The sequence below is a fragment of the Clostridium sp. D46t1_190503_E9 genome (genome assembly GCF_015555225.1).
GTDB lineage: Bacteria > Bacillota > Clostridia > Clostridiales > Clostridiaceae > Clostridium.
The window spans coordinates 328,762-348,717 of the sequence record NZ_JADNKB010000001.1 but is presented as its reverse complement, the minus strand read 5'-3'; the positions used below and the strand labels follow the sequence as shown (position 1 = coordinate 348,717).

The window sequence follows — 19,956 nt, the reverse complement described above, 5'->3', positions numbered from 1 at the left end:
AAAAAAATAGAAAACATACTTAATAAATGGTAAAATGTATTAAAACAAATTAAAGAGGTGACTACATGATAAACTTATCTGTAAGGGATTTTAAGTTAAAAAAAGATTTTTTAGTTTATGATTTAGGAAAAATAGAGCTAGTTTTTTCAACAGCAGAAAAAGATAGAAGTTTTAATAGACATACAGAGGATGGAGTTAATAATTTAAAAAGTATAATAAAAGATTTTGATTTAAGTGATATTGTTTATTTAAATCAAATCCATAGTGATAAAATTTATACTTATGACAAAAATTATATAAATATAAAAGATGAAGAAGGAGATGCTTTAATTACAAAAGAGAAAAATATAGCAATAGGGGTGTTTACAGCAGATTGTGTGCCAATAATAATAGTGAATGAAAAAAGTAATATAGTAGCAACTATTCATAGTGGGTGGAAGGGAACATTTAACTCAATAGCTTTGAAGACTTTATTAAGAATGAAGGATGAGTTTAATATAGATATAAATGAAACAAAGGTTTTTATAGGACCACATATAAGAAAGTGTTGTTATGAAATCTCTGAAGAATTGAAAGAAAAATTTATAGAAAAGACCATGATAGAAGAAGATAAATTATTTGATGGAAAAAATTTAAGTATGCAAGAATGTATCTTAAAAGATTTAAGAGAATTTGGGATAAATGAAAATAATATATATTCACTAAATTTATGTACACATTGTGAGAAGAATATAAAGTTATATTCATATAGAAAATCAGTTGGTACTTACGGAAGACTATTTTCATTTGCATTTATAAAATAGGGAGGAATATTAATGGCAGAAGAAAAAATACTAGTAGTTGATGATGAGGACCATATAGTAGAACTTATAAGCTATAATTTAATGAATTCAGGTTATAAAGTTTTAACTGCTAATAATGGAATAGATGCTGTTAAACTAGCAAAAGAAGAAAATCCAAAGCTTATACTATTAGATTTAATGATTCCTGGATTAGATGGATATGATGTCTGTAAAGCTATAAGAAGTGATAATGATACTAAAGATATATCGGTTATAATGTTAACAGCAAAAGGAGAAGAGTTAGATAAAATATTAGGGCTTGAGCTTGGCGCCGATGATTATATGACAAAACCTTTTTCAATAAGAGAATTATTAGCAAGAATAAAAGCAGTTTTAAGAAGAACCAAGTCATTAGGGGGAAGCGAGGAGATATTTAAGACTAAGGGAATTCTAATAAACTTTGATAGAAGAGAAGTAATTATATCTGATAAAAAAATAGATTTAACACTAAAGGAATTCGAGCTGTTAGAAATATTAATTAAAAATAAAGGGAAAATATTAACTAGAGAAACTCTTCTAGATAAAATATGGGGATATGAGTATGTTGGTGAAACGAGAACTGTAGATGTTCATATTAGATATTTAAGAAAAAAGATAGAAGTAGATGATAAAAATCCAAAGTTTATAGAAACTATAAGAGGAGTAGGATACAGATTTAATCCTAATAACTAATTTATGAAGAAGAGAATATTAGCATCATCATTAATAACTGTAATTTTTGCATTACTAATTGTAACATGTTCTTTTATAGCATTAGTAAATATTAAAGAAATAGATAAAACTAAAGAAATTTTATCTGTTTATAATAATTTAGTAATAAAATCAAATAGCTTTAAAGATGGCAATTTAGATGAGTTTAAAATAAATAATACAAAGGTAAGATTTACTTTTGTGGATAAGTATGGAAATGTATTGAAAGATACTGATGGGGAAAATCTTGAAAATCATTTAAATAGAGATGAAATAGTTGAAGCTTTAGAAGGAGGAGAAGCTTCATCTACTAGATATAGTAATACTGAAGCTACAAATGTTATTTACTATGCAACTAAAATAGATGAAAATATATTAGTAAGATCATCTGTACCTTTATATACAATAAAAGTATTTTCTGAAAGTTATATTATATATTATTTTATAGTTATAGTATTTGTGATTTTATTATCATTAGGGCTTTCTTTAAAACTGATTAGAGCTATAATTTATCCTGTTAAGGAATTAGAAATTGCTACTAATAAAATTGCAAATGGTGATTATAGTAGAAGAGTTAGTATATATACAAATGATGAAATTGGATCATTAGCAAGCACTTTTAATAATATGGCAGATCAGTTGCAATCTAGAATTAGTGATTCACTAGATAAACAAAATAAGTTGGAAGCTATATTGGAAAGTATGGAGAGTGGAGTAATTGCAGTAGATAATAAGCAAAAGGTAATGCTTATTAATCCATATGCTAAAAATTTGTTTGGCATACAAAAGGATATTATAGGAGAAAATATTTCAGAGTATATAATTGATTATGATATATTAAGCTTTATGAAGAATATTCCAGCAATAGGAACAAAAGAAATAAAAATTATTCATCCAATATTAAGAGAACTTAGAATTAAGAAAGCTCCTATAATAAATGATAAGAAAATTCCAATAGGTGTAGTAATAACTGTTTTAGATATAACAGATATAAAAAGGCTTGAAAATATAAGAAGTCAGTTTGTTGCAAATGTATCTCATGAATTAAAAACACCTTTAACATCCATAAAAGGTTTTGCTGAAACACTTAAATTTGTGGAGGATTCACCTACTAGAAATAAATTTTTGGATATAATTGATAAAGAAGCAGAAAGATTAACCAATTTAATAAATGATATATTAATTCTTTCTAATATTGAAAATAATCATAAAATGAAAGATGAAAAGTTTAATCCATCAAAGGTAATAGAAGATGTTATAAATATGGTTACTCCTCAGATGAATAGTAAACAAATTGAAATAGATTTTTCGAATAATTGTACAAATGAATTGATTGGAGATAGAGATAAATTCTTTCAAATGATATTGAATTTAGTAGAAAATGCTATAAAATACTCAAATGATAAAACTTTAATAAGTATTAAGACTTATGAGGTTAATGATTATACCTATATAGAAGTAGAAGATAATGGAATTGGCATCCCTAAAGAGGATTTACCAAGAATATTTGAAAGATTTTATAGGGTTGATAAATCAAGAGCTAAGGGTGGAACTGGTTTAGGATTAGCCATAGTAAAGCATATAGCTAAAATGTTTAATGGAGAAATTTTTGTTAAATCAACTTTAAATAAAGGAACTAAATTTACAATAAAATTAAGAAAAAATATAAATATAAATGATTTTACATATTAAAAAGAAAAGGCTGTATTGCCTTTTCTTTTTTTGTATTTAAATCTGAAGTAGTGTTAATTTTTCTTAACAAGATCATAACTTTTCTTAACTTTGAACTAATATTTACTTAACTTTTAGGGATTAATATAAGTATGTAGAGAAAATTAATAAATATAAAAGATTAAATTAAATTATTAATTGGAGGAGAAATTTATGAAAAGAAAGAGCTTAAAACTTATATGTACAGTTTTATTAGTTACAATAATAGGAGGAGCTTTTGTAGGTTGCGGTAATGGCGAAGAAAATGGTGAAGGTGCTGGAAAGTCAGTAACAATATCAATTTCAGGGTCGACATCAGTTGGACCGTTAATGGAAAAAATTGCAGAAAAGTATGAGGGTGACAATGGTAATTTATCAATTGAAATAAATCAAGTAGGATCTTCAGCAGGAATAAAAGATACTATAAATGGAATATCTGAAATAGGTATGTCTTCAAGAGAACTAAAGAGTGAAGAAGAAAAAGAAGTTAAGTCAACGGTTATAGCTTATGATGGTATAGCAATAATAACTAATAAAAATAATCCAATTAAAAATATCACATTAGATCAAATAAAAGGAATATTTACAGGAAAAATAACTAACTGGAGTGAAATTGAAGGTGGAAAAAATGCACCTATAGTTGTATCTTCAAGAGAAGAGGGGTCAGGAACAAGAGACGCATTCCAACAAATAGTTGGATATAAATCAGAAGAATTAAAAGCTGATGCAATGATTTCTAATGGAAATGGGGGATTAAAAGAAATAGTTGTAGGAAATGAAAATGCAATTGGATTTGTATCTTTTGAATACTTAGATGACAAAGTAAATATTGTAAATGTTGAAAATGTTGAGCCAAAAGCTGACTTAGTAAAATCAGGAGAATATAAGATTTCAAGACCATTCTTATTAGCAACTAAGGAAGGAAACTTAAGTGAAAATGGTCAAAAACTAATTGATTTTATTTTAAGTGATGAAGGTCAAATAATAGTTAAAGAAAATAAATTAATTCCAGTTAAATAACTTTGAGTTATTAAGAATGCTCATTATCGAGCATTCTTACTTTCATAGGAGAGGATAAGCATGTTAAATGTAAAAAAAAACAACAATAGTAAATACTTAATAGAAAATATATCAAAGGGAGTATTTTTAGCAAGTGCTCTAATTGCAGTAATAAGTTTATTGTTAATTATATGTTTTGTATTTTATAAGGGATTAACGCCTTTTGTAAGTAAAGGATATTCTTTTAAAGATTTTTTATTTGGAACAAGGTGGATTCCTAGTTCTGACCAATTTGGAATTTTACCAATGGTACTAGCATCTATTTTTGGAACTTTAGGATCTTTAATAATAGGAGTACCAATTGGAATACTGACAGCTATTTTTATAGCAGAAATTGCGCCTAAAAAAGTTGGTAAAATAATATCTGGAGCCGTTGAACTTTTAGCAGGAATTCCATCAGTTTTATATGGGGTATTTGGCTTAGCGGTAATAGTACCATGGATTATGGACACATTCAGTTTACCAAAAGGGCAAAGTCTTTTAGCGATTATAATAGTTTTAGCAATTATGATGCTGCCAACAATAGTAACAGTTTCAGAAACTGCAATTAGAGCAGTTCCTAAATCATATAAAGAAGGATCTTTAGCTCTTGGAGCTTCACATATAGAAACAACTTTTAAGGTTGTTGTACCAGCTGCAAAATCAGGTATTTTAGCCGCTGTTGTTCTTGGTATAGGTAGGGCCATTGGAGAAACTATGGCAATAATATTAGTAGCAGGGAACTCAGCTATAATTCCAAGTTCATTAATGGATTCTGTAAGACCTTTAACTACGAATATTGCATTAGAAATGGGTTATGCATTCGGAACACATCAAGAAATGTTATTTGCAACAGGAGTAATATTGTTCTTATTTATATTATTGTTAAACTTAGTATTAAGTAAACTTTCTAATAAGGAAGGTAATTAGATATGAGAAAATTTAAAGAAAATTTACTAAAAGCATTAGTATGGATTTCTGCCGGACTCACAGTTGGAGTATTAATATTTATATTAGGATTTATATTTTTAAAAGGTTATAAAGATATAAATATAAGTTTTTTAACTAAAAATTATTCCGCATCAGGTAATGGTGGGATTTTACCTATGATAGTGGCTACCTTATATACGGTTTTTATATCAATAATAGTAGCAACGCCAATAGGAATATTAGCTGCTATTTATTTAACAGAATATGCAAAGCAAGGTAAATTAGTGAAAATTATAAGATTTGCAACAGAAAGTTTATCTGGAATACCATCAATAGTATATGGATTATTTGGGTCAATATTTTTTGTTGTAACATTAAAACTTGGATATTCATTATTGGCAGGATCACTAACAGTGGCAATAATTATATTGCCAGTAATAATGAGAACCACAGAAGAAGCTTTAAAATCAGTTCCAGCATCATATAAGGAAGCATCATTGGGACTAGGAGCAACAAGATTCCAAACTCTTTATAAGGTTATAGTGCCTAGTGCTATTCCAGGTATTTTGGTTGGGGTAATACTATCAGTAGGGCGTGTAGTCGGAGAATCGGCAGCAATACTTCTAACTGCAGGTACTGTTGCTAAAATGCCTAAAGGGATAATGTCTAGTGCAAGAACACTAACAGTTCAATCCTATTTAGTGACCCAGGAATCTGGAGATATAGAACAAGCAGCAGCTGTTGGTATAGTATTAATAGCAATAATATTGATTTTAAATATTTTAGCAAAGTTAATAACTAAGAAATTTAGTAAGGCAAATTACTAATTAAGAATAAAAGCTAAGAGGTGTAAGTATGTCAAAGGAATTAATGCCTAAAATTAGAGTAAGAAATTTGAATTTATATTATGGGGATAATCAAGCATTAAAAAACATAAACATAGATTTGGAAGAAAATAAAGTAACAGCATTTATAGGACCTTCAGGATGTGGTAAATCAACATTTTTGAGAACCTTAAATAGAATGAATGATTTAATAGATAATGTTAAAATTGATGGTGAAATACTAGTTGATGGAGAAAATATTTATAAAAGTAAAGATGTTATAGCATTAAGAACAAAGGTAGGAATGGTTTTTCAAAAGCCAAATCCTTTTCCAATGTCAATTTATGATAATATAGCATATGGGCCTAGATTACATGGGATAAGCGATAAAAAAGCTTTAGATGAAATAGTTGAGAAAAGTTTAAAAGGTGCAGCACTTTGGGATGAAGTAAAGGATAGACTCAAAAAAAGTGCTTTAGGTTTATCAGGAGGACAGCAACAAAGGCTTTGTATAGCTAGAACTATAGCAGTTTCACCAGAAGTTATATTAATGGATGAGCCAACTTCTGCACTTGATCCTATTTCAACTAATAAAATGGAAGAATTGATGGAAGAGTTAAAAAAGAAATACACAGTTATAATAGTAACTCATAACATGCAACAAGCAGGAAGAATTGCTGATAAAACTGCATTTTTCTTAAATGGTGAGGTAATAGAATATGCTGATACGGAAGATATATTCTATAAGCCTAAGGATAAAAGGACAGAGGATTATATTACAGGAAGATTCGGTTAAAAATATATAAGAGGTGATTTGAAATGATGAGAGAAGTAATGAGCAACAAGATAAAATTGTTAAACTCAGAACTTATAGAAATGGCTAGCTTGGTAGAAAAACAAATATATGACGGTATGACTGCGCTTAAAAATCAAGATTTAGATTTAGCAAAGAAAGTTATGAAAAATGATGATAAGGTGGATAATCTTCAAAGAGAGATAGAAGAAAAGTGTGTAAAGTTTATGGCTACTGAATCACCAGTTGCAAGAGATTTAAGAAGTATATATACTACATCTAAAATTGTAACTGACCTTGAGCGAATGGCTGATTATGCAGTAGATATTTGCAAGATAGTTCCAAGAGTTAAAGGGGTAAATTTTTCAAATGAAATAGCACCAATTTGGCAAATAGTAGATATAATTATAAGCATGATAAAACTTGCAATTGAAGCCTATGTAAATGGAGATGAAAAAGCTGCATATGAAATTTGCGATATGGATGATAGAGTAGATGAAATTTATCAAGGCATGTTTGAGATTGTATTAAAGAAAATGGGGAAAGATGAATCCATGATAAATCAAGGAACACAAATATTATTTGCATCTAAGTATTTAGAGAGAGTTGGTGACCATGTCACTAATATATGTGAGTGGATAATATTCTCTAAGAATGGTAATTATGTTGATTTAAATGAATAGATAAAGAAAAACATCCCCTATAATGGGGATGTTTTCTGTTGACTAGAATTTATTATTAATGTAATATAACATCAAGTGATTATTATACTTAGGTGGGGTATGCTTATAATTAAATAAGCTCTCTATCACAAAAAATAAACTAAGTATTTATGGATATTTAAGTTGATTAAAAAAAGATAATGTTAATTTAGATAAACTATAAGACAATATGTTTAAGATATTGAGGTGAAAAAAATGAAAAATCTAATAAAAAAAGTAGACCTTGGAAGTATCGCGGAAGAGGTTGGAATAGAAGTTAATGACGTATTACTATCAATTAATGGCACACCTATAGATGATATTATAGATTATAAATTTTTAGCTGTAGATGAAGAAGTACTACTAGAAATTGAAAAACCTAATGGTGAAGTTTGGGAATATGAAATTGAAAAGGAATATGGAGAAAATTTAGGTCTTGAATTTGAAGGCGGAATAATGGATAAGGCAAAGAGCTGTTCTAATAAGTGTATGTTTTGTTTTATAGATCAACTTCCTAAAGGAATGAGAAATTCTTTATATTTTAAAGATGACGATTCAAGATTATCATTTTTACAAGGTAATTTTGTAACTTTAACAAATATGAAAGATGAAGACATAGATAGGATAATAAGATATAAAATAAGTCCTATAAATATTTCAGTACATACAACAAATCCAGAGCTTAGAGTAAAGATGTTGAAAAATAGATTTGCAGGAGCTATAATGGATAGACTTAAAAAGCTTAGAGATGCAGAAATTGAAATGCATGCACAAATAGTTTGTATTCCTAATGTAAATAATGGAGAAGAATTAAGAAAAACTGTTCTTGATTTATATGAATTACATCCATATGTGAAAAATGTAGCTGTTGTACCAATAGGAATTACTAAGTTTAGAGAAAACCTACCTTATGTTGATACATTTACAAAAGAAACATCAAAAAAAGAAATAATGATGATACAAGATCTACAAAAGAGGTTTATTGAAGAAACAGGAGCACCATTTGTTAGATTATCAGATGAATTTTATATAGTATCTGGATTAGATGTTCCAAACGAAGAATTTTATTCAGAATATGACCAACTAGAAGATGGGGTTGGAATGATTAGATATTATAGGGAAGTAGTGCAAAGATCAATAGAATTTCTAGATAAAAAGTCAAAAGGAAGTTTTTCAATGGTAACTGGAGAATTAGCTTATGATGAAATAAAAAGGTCTGCAGATCTTATTATGAAGCATAATTCAAACATTGAAATAGATGTATATAAGGTTATTAATAACTTCTTTGGAAATACTATAACTGTAGCAGGACTTTTAACTGGAACTGATATAATAGATCAATTAAAAGGAAAGATAAAAACAGATTATTTAATTATGCCAAGTAATATGTTTAGAAAAGGATATGAACTTGCACCTGCAGATATGGTTATGTTAGATGATTTAAGAATTGATGATGTAGAAAAAGCGTTAGGCGTTAAGGTGATAGTTTGTGATTATACAGGAGATGACCTTATTGATATAATAAATGCAAATTGTAAGGAGGAAAAATAATGGCTAAACCAATAGTAGCAATAGTTGGAAGACCCAATGTAGGTAAATCTACCCTATTTAATAAATTAGCTGGACAAAGAATATCTATAGTTCAAGATACACCGGGGGTAACTAGAGATAGAGTATATGCTCAAGCAGAATGGCTTAACTATAATTTTACAATGATAGATACTGGTGGTATAGAACCAGAAAGAGAAGATATAATAGTAAAACAAATGAGAAGGCAAGCAAATATAGCTATAGAAACTGCTGATGTCATAATATTTGTTGTGGATGGTAAGGAAGGGTTAACTCCTGCTGATCATGAAGTAGCAAATATGCTTAGAAAAAGTAAAAAAGAAGTAGTTTTAGTAGTTAATAAAGTAGATTCTTTAAAAGAGGAAGAGAACGCATGGGAATTCTATAACTTGGGAATTGGAGACCCAGTAACTATTTCAGCTTCTCAAGCATTAGGGCTTGGAGATATGCTAGATAGAGTTGTAGAAAACTTTGATAAATTTATCGAAGAAGATGAAGAAGATGAATTTATAAGAATAGCTATGATAGGAAAACCTAATGTAGGAAAATCATCTTTAATAAATAGATTATTAGGAGAAGAAAGATTGATAGTTTCTGATATCCCAGGAACAACAAGAGATTCTATAGATAGTGCTTTAGAAACTGAGCAAGGGAAGTTTGTTTTAGTTGATACAGCTGGTCTTAGAAGAAAAAGTAAGGTTAAAGAGGAAATAGAAAGATATTCAGTGATTAGAACATATACAGCTATTGAAAGAGCTGATGTATGTATATTAATGATAGATGCTACTGAAGGTGTTACTGAACAAGATGAAAAAATAATAGGTTATGCTCATGAAATGAATAAAGCTATTATGGTTATAGTAAATAAGTGGGATTTAATTGAAAAAGATGATAAAACAATGCAAAGATATAAAGAAGAACTACAAATGAATCTTAAGTTTCTAAAGTATGCAAAGTACTTATTTATATCTGCTAAGACAGGACAAAGAACACATAAGGTTTTAGAAACTGCAAAGGAATGTTATGATAACTATTCAAAGAGAATCCCTACAGGAATATTAAATGAAGTTATAAATAAAGCGGTTCTTATGAAAGAACCTCCGATAGTAGGACTTAAGAGAATGAAAATATATTATGCAACTCAAGTAGCATCAAAACCACCAAAGTTCATATTCTTTGTTAATGATTCAAGTGCATCTCATTTTTCATATGAAAGATATCTTGAAAATCAATTAAGAGAAAGCTTTGATTTTAGTGGAACAGGTATTCAAATAGAATATAGAGAAAGGAAGGAATAAGCATGAGCAAGGTGACTTTTTTAGGCGGAGGTAGTTTTGGTACTGCTTTAGGAATATTGTTAGCTAAAAAGGAAAATAATGTTAGCATATATGATAGAAATAAAAATGTTGTTGACGATATAAATATAAATAGAAAAAATAATAGATATATTAAAGATCTACATATACCTGAAAATGTCACTGCTTATACGAATCTAGATGAGGCTATAGAAGGAGCAAATTATATAGTATTATCAGTTCCATCTCATGTAATAAGAACAATTGCAAGATCATTAAAAGGTAAAATAAATGATGATGTAATTATAGTAAGTATAGCAAAGGGAATTGAAGAAGGAAGTAATTTAAGATTATCGCAAGTTATTAAAGATGAATTGCCAAATAATGAAGTTGTGATATTATCTGGACCTAGTCATGCTGAGGAAGTTGCTTTCGATATTCCAACAACTGTAGTTGTTTCTTCTGAAAATATAGAGGCTGCTAAAAAAGTTCAGGATTTATTTATTAATAAAAACTTTAGAGTATATACTAATGAAGATTTAGTAGGTGTTGAAATAGGTGGTGCAGTTAAGAATATTATTGCATTAGCAGCAGGAGTTTGTGATGGTATTGGATATGGAGATAACTCAAAGGCAGCTCTTATGACGAGGGGAATGGCCGAAATAGTTAGAGTTGGAATGAAGCTTGGAGGAAAGTCTGAGACGTTCCTTGGGCTAACAGGAATGGGTGATCTTATAGTAACTTGTACCAGTCTTCATTCTAGAAATAGGAAGGCAGGATATTTAATAGGTAAAGGAAAGACAACTGAGGAAGCTATTAAAGAAGTCGGAATGGTTGTTGAAGGTATTAAAGCATGTAAGGCTTTTTATGAAGTTAAAGAAAATTTAAATGTAGAAATGCCTATAACAGATATTTTATATAAGATTTTATTTGAAAATAAAAATCCTAAGGAAGCCGTTATAGATTTGATGGAAAGAAAAAGAAAAAGTGAAATATACTAATGAGAAAGGAGAAGTAAAGTTTACTTCTCCTTTTTCATTAGTAATAAATTATAACTAGAGACAATATATTATTATATATGTAATTGAGAAAAAATTAAAATTTAAAAAAAGTTGTATACTTTTTTCCACTCTCGAATATATATATAGTGTTAAAAATAAATAGGAGGTTACACCGTGGACAGCTTTAATATATACAAGGATATAGCTGAAAGAACACAAGGGGACATATATGTAGGTGTTGTTGGTCCAGTTAGAACAGGTAAGTCAACATTTATAAAAAAGTTTATGGACCTTATGGTAATACCAAAGATTGATAATAATTATAAGAAGGAAAGAGCAAAGGATGAACTACCTCAAAGTGGATCAGGAAAAGGCATTCACACCACAGAGCCTAAATTTATTCCAAATGAGGCTGTAGAAATTACTATTGATGAAGACATAAAATTTAAGGTTAGAATGGTTGATTGTGTTGGTTATATAGTAAAGGGTGCAGTAGGATATATGGATGGCGACCAAGCTAAAATGGTAAATACTCCATGGTATGAATACGAGATACCTTTTGAAGATGCAGCAGAAATAGGAACTAGAAAAGTAATAACAGATCATTCTACAATAGGCCTTGTGGTAACAACAGATGGAAGTATTACAGGGATAGAAAGAGATGAGTACTTAGAAGCGGAAGAAAGAGTAATAGAAGAATTAAAGGCAATAAATAAGCCTTTTATAGTTGTACTTAATACGAAATATGTTAATGCTCCAGAAACAAGAGCAATGAAGAAAGAATTAGAAGAAAAATATGATGTTACAGTTCAAGTTATGGATGTAGCTAATATGAATGAAAATGATGTAGAGGATGTATTTAAACATGTACTTAAAGAATTCCCAGTTAAAGAAATCAATATTGAAATGCCTAGCTGGGTTGAGAAGTTAGAACCGGAGCATTGGTTAAAAAAGAATTTCTTTGGTATAATTAAAGGAATGTGTGAAAACATAAGTAGAGTTAGAGATATAAAATCTACATTGAATCTATTAAAAGAGGAAGAAAACCTAGCTCCAACAGAAATGAGTTCAGTTAATTTAGGTGAAGGTAAGGCAACAATTACTATGAAGCCTAAAGATGGAATATTCTATAACATATTAAGTGAAATTTGTGATTTAGATGTTAAGTCTGAAAGTGATTTATTATCATTAATAAAAGAACTTAACTTTGCTAAAAAAGAATATGATAAAGTGAAAGATGCATTAATTGATGTACGTGAAACTGGTTATGGTTTAGTTGCACCTCAATTATCAGAGATGAAATTTGAAGAACCTGAAATGGTTAAGCAAGGAACCAAGTTTGGTGTCAAATTAAAAGCATCAGCACCATCATTGCATTTTATTAAAGCTAATATAAAAACTGAGATAAGTCCTATAATGGGTTCAGAAAAAGAAAGCGAAGAGCTTGTAAAGTCTTTAATGGAACAATTTGAAAAAGATCCAGCTTCATTATGGCAAAGTAATATGTTTGGTAAACCGCTAGAAGTATTAATTAAAGAAGGATTACAAAATAAACTATATAAAATGCCTGATGATGTTCAAGTAAAGATTCAAAAAACTCTTCAAAAGATTATAAATGAAGGTAGTGGCGGATTAATCTGCATAATATTATAAGGGAGGAAGACTAGTCTTTTTTTAGGCTAGTCTTTTTCTTTTTTTATACAAATTTCTAATATCAGTAAATTTATACAATGTTAATGAATAATATATTATATAAGAGATGTTTTACAAATTAAGCTCATATACACTATACAGAATTGAGGGATAGATATGGAAGACAGATTTAGTACCTATAAGAGAGTAGGGTATTTTAAAGAAAGAATGGCAGAAAACTTAGGGGTAAAATTTACAGGTACCATCTATGCATCCCCAGGGGTAATAAAGCATATTAAAAAAAGACATGGAAAACATTTGAGTAAAAAGATAGCTGGGAATTTAATAGAATGTATGAAAGATATAATTGAAGAACCAGACTATATAGGAGTATATAAGCTAACTGAAAATGGAACTCATATTGAATTGATTAAAAAGGTAGATTCTAATATACTAATAGGTATAGATATAGATAACGAGAGAGATTATATATATGTTTCTACTATGTATCCTATAACAGAAGGGAAGATAAATAATAAATTATATAGTGGAAAATTAATAAGATGGAGATAAAAATAAAAGTTGAAACATTTTAATATAAAAGCTATAATATGTATATTGGCTTAGAATAAAGAGATTATTGAGGTGAGAAATGGCTCCTCATGCGCTGGATTTTCAGTAATAAGAGATGTAGGATACGCCGACCTACCAATAATCAACTTTTACAATTTTTAAACTTTTGGGTACACCAAGAGTTTTTATTTTATAATTAACTTTAGGAGGAAACTATGAAAAAGGTAGCAGTAGTTTTTAATGGTGGAACAATTTCAATGAAGGTTGATGAAAGAATTAAAGCAGCTGTTCCAAGCTTGACTGGGGAAGAAATAATGTCAATGGTAACTGGAATAGAGGAGTTTGCAGAGGTAGAATCTCATAGCTTTTCTAGCAAGCCTTCTCCACATATGACTATACAAAATATGTTAGAGCTTAGTAAATTTATAAAAGAATTAATAGATAGAGATGATATAGATGGTGTAGTGTTAACTCATGGGACTGACACTTTGGAAGAAACAGCATATTTTTTAGATTTAACTATAGATACTGAAAAGGTCATAGTAGTTACTGGAGCAATGAGAAGTAGTTCAGAGCTTGGTTATGATGGTCCTTTTAATTTAGCGACTTCTATTTGTACAGCAATTTCAGAGGATGCTAAAGGTAGAGGTGTGTTAGTTTGTTTTAATGGAGAACTGAATTCAGCAGCTGAAGTTACAAAAGTAAATTCTATGGCACTTAATGCTTTTAAGACTCCTAACTTTGGTCCGATAGGTATAGTAGATAATAATAAAGTTTTATTTTATAGAAATACAAAAAAACATAGGGTATATCATGTAGAAAATATAATTGATGAAGTTGCCTTAATAAAATGTGTTGCAGGAATGGGTGCGGATTATATAGATTATTTTATAGATAAAGGATATAAAGGAATAGTAATTGAAGCATTAGGAAGAGGAAATGTTCCACCTACTATGGTTGATGGTATAAAAAGAGCTTTAAATAAGAATATACCTGTGGTTGTTGTATCAAGATGTTTTGAAGGAAGAGTTTATGAATCATATGGATATGATGGAGGCGGAAAGATGCTTAAGGATTTAGGGGTATTTTTTGAAGAAAGTATGCCAGGACAAAAGGCAAGAATTAAGCTTATAGTAGCTCTTTCAAGTAAAAAAGCAATTGATATTAGAGAATCATTTAAAAATAATACGAATTTTAACGGAAATTAAAATAAAATCATGCGTATGTATTGACAAGGATTTATCTAAAATATATAATAATATTCGCAGAGGAGATAACTCATATAATATTGGCGATAAGGGTCAAAAGTTTCTACCGAGATACCGTAAATATCTTGACTATGAGTAAAATGCGAGCAAGTTTATATTATTAGATATATAATCATGTCAGCATTTCTAGCTAAAAGCCGCTATGAGTTATCTATTGATAATTCATAGCGGCTTTTGTTGTATAAAAATACTAGGGGGATTAGCAATGAAAAACTCATCAAAAACACAAGTATTATTACCTATATTATCAAATGAAAATGTAAATTTAAAAAGAGAAATAGTAGCTGGTATTACTACTTTCTTAACAATGGCTTACATAATAGCAGTAAATCCAAATATATTATCAGAAACAGGAATGCCAGCAGGGGCTTTAGTTACTGCAACCTGTTTAACAGCAGCTATTGGATGTATATTAATGGGGATATTTGCAAACTTACCTTTTGCACTAGCATCTGGAATGGGACTTAATGCATTTTTTGCCTTTTCAGTTGTGATAGGAATGGGAATATCTTGGGAAATGGCTTTAACAGCAGTATTTATAGAAGGAATTATATTTATATTATTATCCATATTTAAAGTTAGAGAAGCTGTTGTAAATGCAATACCAATGACAATGAAGCATGCAGTAACTGCAGGTATTGGAGTTTTTATAGCATTTATAGGAATGGTTGGAGCAGGATTAGTAGTAAATGATGATTCAACATTAGTAACAATGGGACACTTTTCACCAACAGTTATAATTGCATTAGTTGGTGTTGTTATAATAGCAGTATTAGATAAAAAGAAAATAAAAGGATCTATATTATTTGGAATATTGACAAGTACATTACTAGCATGGGGATATGCATTAATAAATCCAGAAGTTGCAGCAGACCTTGGAATATATTTACCAGAAGGATTATTTAAGTTTGAAAGTATAGCACCAATAGCAGGGAAGTTAGATTTTTCACATTTAACAAACAAAGAAACCATAGGAACATTTATAGTTGTAATATGCACTTTCTTATTCGTTGATTTCTTCGATACAGTTGGTACTCTAGTAGGTGTATCATCAAGAGCAAATATGCTTGACGAAAATGGAAATGTTCCTAATGCAGGTAGAGCTTTATTAGTTGATGCTGTTTCAACAACAATAGGAGCAGCAATGGGAGTATCCACAGTTACAACATATGTAGAAAGTTCAACAGGAGTTGCAGCAGGGGGAAAAACAGGGTATACAGCAATAGCTACTGGAATATTGTTCTTACTTGCTATGTTCTTTTCACCGGTATTTATAGCTATACCATCATGTGCTACTGCACCAGCATTAATTTATGTAGGATACCTAATGCTTGGGGCTGTAAAAAATATTGAATTTGATAATATAACTGAGGGTGTGCCAGCTTTCCTAACAATAACAACTATGGCTTTAACATATAGTATAGGTGATGGTTTAACTATAGGAATATTATCATATGTAGTTATTAATTTAATTTATAACTTATTATGTAAAGATAAAGAAGATAGAACTAAGGTATCAGTAGTTATGATAATACTTGCAATATTATTCATAATTAAGTTAGCTTTTCTATAAAATAAAGATAATTTATATCAAAATTTATATAAATTATAAAAGAGATAACTCTTTTGTATTCGTAAATCCCAAAAAAGAAGTAGAATTTATCTACTTCTTTTTTAGTGATAAAAATAAAATGTTAACAATTTATGAACAAGTTATTGACAGTTAAGTGAAATATAAATTAATATTAATATGTTCTTAAGGAATTAAAATAATATAAATCTATAAAATGATTTCTATAAATTTATAACGATTTATAGAAATATACATATTTATAAAATTTATATAAGATAGGCTGTGGAGGCATATATGGTTAAAAGTATGACTAGTTTTGGCAGAGCTAGTAGCGAAGAAGGAAATAAATATTTATTTTCAGTTGAAATGAAAAGTGTAAATAGTAGATATTTAGACGTTAATGTAAGATTACCTAAAAGCATAATTTCTTTGGAAGAAGAAATTAGAAAGTTAATAAACTCAAAGCTTTTTAGAGGAAAAGTAGATGTTTTTATTAATCAAAAAAGTTATTCAGGTGGAGAAGGAATAGCTAAATTAAACTTGAGACTTGCAGAAAGTTACTATAATTGTTTAAAAGAAATAGAAGAAAATCTTAATATAAAAAATGATATCACAGCTACTCAAATAGCAAGATTTTCAGATGTTATAACAATTGTTGAAGAAGAGGGTTCAATAGAAGAAATTTGGGGTGTTATAAAGCCGCTTATAGATTCATCTTTATCAATGATGGATGAAATGAGAATACTTGAAGGCGAGAAGCTTAAAGAAGATATTCTACAAAAATTAAATGAAATAGAGTCTTTAGTTTATGAAATAGATAAAATAGCATATACAGTGCCAAGTACATATAAAAAGAAACTAGAGTTAAAACTTAAAGATTTACTTGGTGGCATAGAAATAGATGAGACAAGAATAGCGCAAGAAATAGCTATAATAGCAGATAAGTCTGCAGTAGATGAAGAAATTATCAGATTAAAAAGCCATTTAAATCAAATGAGAAAAACCTTTGAAGAAGGCGGGCAAATTGGAAGAAAACTTGATTTTATAATTCAAGAAATGAACAGAGAAGCTAATACTATTGCTTCTAAATCTAGTGATATGAATATGACAAATTATGTCATTAACATAAAAAACTTAATTGAAAAAATAAGAGAACAATCGCAAAATATAGAATAACTAGGAGGAAAGTAATGGGTATAAAGTTAATTAATATTGGATTTGGTAATATAGTTTCTGCTAATAGACTTGTTGCTATTGTAAGTCCAGAATCAGCGCCTATAAAAAGAATAATACAAGAGGCTAGAGATAGAGGAATGCTTATAGATGCAACTTATGGTAGAAGAACAAGAGCTGTAATAATAACAGATAGTGATCATGTTATATTATCAGCTGTTCAACCAGAAACAGTAGCTCATAGACTTGTAGCAAAAGATGAAGCTGTAGATGAGGTTGATGAATAATGCAGAGTAATAGAGGTGTATTAATAGTTATTTCAGGTCCATCAGGAGCGGGAAAGGGTACTATTTGTAAGGAACTATTAGAAAGACATGAAAATATATACATTTCAGTTTCAGCTACAACAAGATCTCCAAGAGCTGGAGAAGTAGATGGAATAAATTATTACTTCTTAACAAAAGAATCTTTTGAAGAAAAAGTAGCTGAAAATGGATTCTTAGAATATGCTAATGTACATGGAAACTTTTATGGTACTCCAAAAGTTAATGTGGAAAAAATGCTTGAAGAAGGTAAAGATGTGATATTAGAAATTGATATCCAAGGAGCATTACAAGTTAAAGAAAATTTCAGTGAAGGTGTATTCATCTTTATTCTTCCTCCATCAATGGAAGAATTAAAACAAAGAATTATAAAAAGAGGCAGCGAAACAGAAGAATCATTAATGACTAGATTTAAAAATGCATATAAAGAAATAAATTATGTATCAAAATATAATTATGCTGTAGTTAATGATACTTTAGATTTAGCAGTTTCAAAGGTAGAATCAATTATAGCTGCTGAAAAGTGCAGAGTTGATAGAATAAAAGAAAATACAATTTTAGATTCTAAGGAGGGCTTAATTCATGAACAACTCTATGATTAATCCATCAATAATGGATTTACTTAAAAAGGTAGACGACAGATATTCTTTAGTAATAGTTACTTCAAAAAGAGCAAGACAAATAATAGATGGAAGTGAACCAATGGTTGCAACAAAATCAAAGAAGCCATTAACAATTGCTATTAATGAAGTTAATGAAGGTGAAGTAGGATATGAACCTGCTCCTTTAAAAGAAGGATTTAAATAATTATGAATGAAAAAAAGTGTGTATGTATAGGAGTAAGCGGAGGGATTGCAGTTTATAAAGCTTTAGACATAGTAAGTGCTTTAAAAAAGAAAGATATTGATGTAAGAGTTATTATGACTGAATCTGCAACTAAGTTTGTAACTCCTTTATCATTTCAATCATTAAGTCAAAATATGGTTGTAACTGATATGTTTGCAGAACCTAAGGCTTTTGAAATACAGCATATATCACTAGCAAAAAGAGCAGATGTTTTCTTAGTGGCACCAGCCACTGCAAATATAATTGGAAAAGTTGCAAATGGAATATCTGATGACATGCTATCCACGACTATTATGGCCACAAAAGCAAAAGTTATTTTTGCTCCAGCTATGAATACTAATATGTATGAAAATGCAATAGTCCAAGATAATATGGAAAAATTAAAGAAATATGGATATGAATTTATTGAGCCAGCTTCAGGAAGACTTGCTTGTGGCGATTTAGGAAAAGGGAAGCTTGCAGATGTAAATACAATTGTAGAAAGAGTATTAGAAGCATTAGATGAAAAAGAATTTACTAAGGATTTAAGCGGTAAAAATGTTTTAGTTAGTGCAGGACCAACTCATTCTAAAATAGATCCAGTAAGGTTTATTACAAATAGGTCTACAGGAAAGATGGGATATTATATAGCAGAAGAAGCTAAACGTAGAGGTGCTAATGTCACATTAGTATCAGGACCTACAAATCTTAATCCTCCTAATGGAGTGACTGTAATAAATGTAACAACAAATGAAGAAATGAAAAATGCAATTTTAGATAATTTTGAAAAAAGTCACATAGTTATTAAATCTGCGGCTGTTGCAGATTATAAAGCAAAAAATTATAGTAATGAAAAGATAAAAAAAGGTGATGAAGATTTAGTCCTAACCTTTGTAAGAGATAATGATATCTTAAAAATATTAGGCGAAAAGAAAAGTAATCAAATTCTTGTTGGATTTGCAGCAGAAAGTAATGATGTATTAGAAAATGCAAAGAGGAAACTAAAAAATAAGAATTTAGATTATATAGTAGCTAATGATATTACAAGTGCTGACACCGGATTTGGAAGTGAAGATAATAAAGTTATTATCATTTCAAAAGATGGAGAAGAAATATATTTAGATAAGATGAGTAAAAAAGAAGTTGCATCTAAAATATTTGAAACTATATTAAGAAAGCGCTAAGATGCGCTTTCT

General features: G+C 29.1%; 20 protein-coding genes and 1 riboswitch. All 20 genes read left to right on the top strand.

The window, feature by feature from the left end; translation table 11 throughout:
- The first annotated feature begins 65 nt into the window (after nucleotides 1–65).
- The 20 genes from pgeF (at nucleotide 66) to coaBC (ending at nucleotide 19,944) form a co-directional block, all read left to right on the top strand.
- Entirely contained in the window at nucleotides 66–803 is a 738-nt protein-coding gene (gene pgeF, locus I2E83_RS01540; RefSeq protein WP_195263670.1) for a peptidoglycan editing factor PgeF, read from the top strand.
- A 12-nt stretch (nucleotides 804–815) separates the two neighbouring features.
- Nucleotides 816–1,514: a response regulator transcription factor gene (locus tag I2E83_RS01535; RefSeq protein ID WP_195263669.1), complete on the top strand. Its 699-nt coding sequence runs from the start codon at nucleotides 816–818 to the stop codon at nucleotides 1,512–1,514.
- A 3-nt stretch (nucleotides 1,515–1,517) separates the two neighbouring features.
- Nucleotides 1,518–3,224, top strand: coding sequence for an ATP-binding protein (locus tag I2E83_RS01530; RefSeq protein ID WP_195263668.1), 1,707 nt, complete (start codon nucleotides 1,518–1,520; stop codon nucleotides 3,222–3,224).
- 192 nt (nucleotides 3,225–3,416) lie between these two features.
- The gene (locus tag I2E83_RS01525) at nucleotides 3,417–4,262 is read left to right on the top strand and encodes a phosphate ABC transporter substrate-binding protein (RefSeq protein WP_195428315.1); all 846 of its coding nucleotides are present in this window, start codon (nucleotides 3,417–3,419) and stop codon (nucleotides 4,260–4,262) included.
- Nucleotides 4,263–4,322: 60 nt separating this feature from the next.
- On the top strand, nucleotides 4,323–5,210 hold the full coding sequence (pstC, locus tag I2E83_RS01520; protein WP_195263666.1) for a phosphate ABC transporter permease subunit PstC: 888 nt from the start codon (nucleotides 4,323–4,325) through the stop codon (nucleotides 5,208–5,210).
- 2 nt (nucleotides 5,211–5,212) lie between these two features.
- Nucleotides 5,213–6,037: a phosphate ABC transporter permease PstA gene (pstA, locus tag I2E83_RS01515; protein WP_195263665.1), complete on the top strand. Its 825-nt coding sequence runs from the start codon at nucleotides 5,213–5,215 to the stop codon at nucleotides 6,035–6,037.
- 43 nt (nucleotides 6,038–6,080) lie between these two features.
- Entirely contained in the window at nucleotides 6,081–6,830 is a 750-nt protein-coding gene (gene pstB / locus I2E83_RS01510) for a phosphate ABC transporter ATP-binding protein PstB (RefSeq protein WP_195263702.1), read from the top strand.
- Between the two features lie 23 nt (nucleotides 6,831–6,853).
- Entirely contained in the window at nucleotides 6,854–7,510 is a 657-nt protein-coding gene (gene phoU, locus I2E83_RS01505) for a phosphate signaling complex protein PhoU (RefSeq protein WP_195263664.1), read from the top strand.
- Between the two features lie 234 nt (nucleotides 7,511–7,744).
- Nucleotides 7,745–9,079: a DUF512 domain-containing protein gene (locus I2E83_RS01500; protein ID WP_195263663.1), complete on the top strand. Its 1,335-nt coding sequence runs from the start codon at nucleotides 7,745–7,747 to the stop codon at nucleotides 9,077–9,079.
- The gene (gene der / locus I2E83_RS01495; protein ID WP_195263662.1) at nucleotides 9,079–10,395 is read left to right on the top strand and encodes a ribosome biogenesis GTPase Der; all 1,317 of its coding nucleotides are present in this window, start codon (nucleotides 9,079–9,081) and stop codon (nucleotides 10,393–10,395) included. Before I2E83_RS01500 ends, der begins: the two co-directional genes overlap by 1 nt.
- A gap of 2 nt (nucleotides 10,396–10,397) precedes the next feature.
- Nucleotides 10,398–11,393 (top strand): NAD(P)H-dependent glycerol-3-phosphate dehydrogenase, encoded by a 996-nt coding sequence (locus tag I2E83_RS01490; protein WP_195263661.1) that lies wholly within the window; start codon nucleotides 10,398–10,400, stop codon nucleotides 11,391–11,393.
- A gap of 174 nt (nucleotides 11,394–11,567) precedes the next feature.
- Nucleotides 11,568–13,046, top strand: a complete 1,479-nt coding sequence (gene spoIVA, locus I2E83_RS01485; RefSeq protein ID WP_195263660.1) for a stage IV sporulation protein A — start codon at nucleotides 11,568–11,570, stop codon at nucleotides 13,044–13,046.
- A 156-nt stretch (nucleotides 13,047–13,202) separates the two neighbouring features.
- A complete protein-coding gene (locus I2E83_RS01480) occupies nucleotides 13,203–13,598 on the top strand; it encodes a PBECR2 nuclease fold domain-containing protein (protein ID WP_195263659.1) in 396 nt (131 codons plus the stop codon).
- 215 nt (nucleotides 13,599–13,813) lie between these two features.
- Nucleotides 13,814–14,806 (top strand): asparaginase, encoded by a 993-nt coding sequence (locus I2E83_RS01475; protein WP_195263658.1) that lies wholly within the window; start codon nucleotides 13,814–13,816, stop codon nucleotides 14,804–14,806.
- 50 nt (nucleotides 14,807–14,856) lie between these two features.
- A riboswitch (purine riboswitch) is annotated at nucleotides 14,857–14,958 on the top strand.
- Nucleotides 14,959–15,071: 113 nt separating this feature from the next.
- On the top strand, nucleotides 15,072–16,439 hold the full coding sequence (locus I2E83_RS01470) for an NCS2 family permease (protein WP_195263657.1): 1,368 nt from the start codon (nucleotides 15,072–15,074) through the stop codon (nucleotides 16,437–16,439).
- 294 nt (nucleotides 16,440–16,733) lie between these two features.
- Nucleotides 16,734–17,615 carry a YicC/YloC family endoribonuclease gene (locus tag I2E83_RS01465; protein ID WP_195428313.1) on the top strand — a complete coding sequence of 294 codons (882 nt, stop codon included), beginning with the start codon at nucleotides 16,734–16,736 and terminating at the stop codon, nucleotides 17,613–17,615.
- A gap of 14 nt (nucleotides 17,616–17,629) precedes the next feature.
- Nucleotides 17,630–17,899 (top strand): DUF370 domain-containing protein, encoded by a 270-nt coding sequence (locus I2E83_RS01460; protein WP_008678315.1) that lies wholly within the window; start codon nucleotides 17,630–17,632, stop codon nucleotides 17,897–17,899.
- A complete protein-coding gene (gmk, locus tag I2E83_RS01455; protein ID WP_195263655.1) occupies nucleotides 17,899–18,537 on the top strand; it encodes a guanylate kinase in 639 nt (212 codons plus the stop codon). The genes I2E83_RS01460 and gmk overlap by 1 nt, the downstream gene beginning before the upstream one ends.
- Nucleotides 18,518–18,742, top strand: a complete 225-nt coding sequence (gene rpoZ / locus I2E83_RS01450; RefSeq protein WP_195263654.1) for a DNA-directed RNA polymerase subunit omega — start codon at nucleotides 18,518–18,520, stop codon at nucleotides 18,740–18,742. The genes gmk and rpoZ overlap by 20 nt, the downstream gene beginning before the upstream one ends.
- Before the next feature lie 2 nt (nucleotides 18,743–18,744).
- Nucleotides 18,745–19,944 (top strand): bifunctional phosphopantothenoylcysteine decarboxylase/phosphopantothenate--cysteine ligase CoaBC, encoded by a 1,200-nt coding sequence (coaBC, locus tag I2E83_RS01445; RefSeq protein WP_195428312.1) that lies wholly within the window; start codon nucleotides 18,745–18,747, stop codon nucleotides 19,942–19,944.
- The last annotated feature ends 12 nt before the right edge of the window (nucleotides 19,945–19,956 follow it).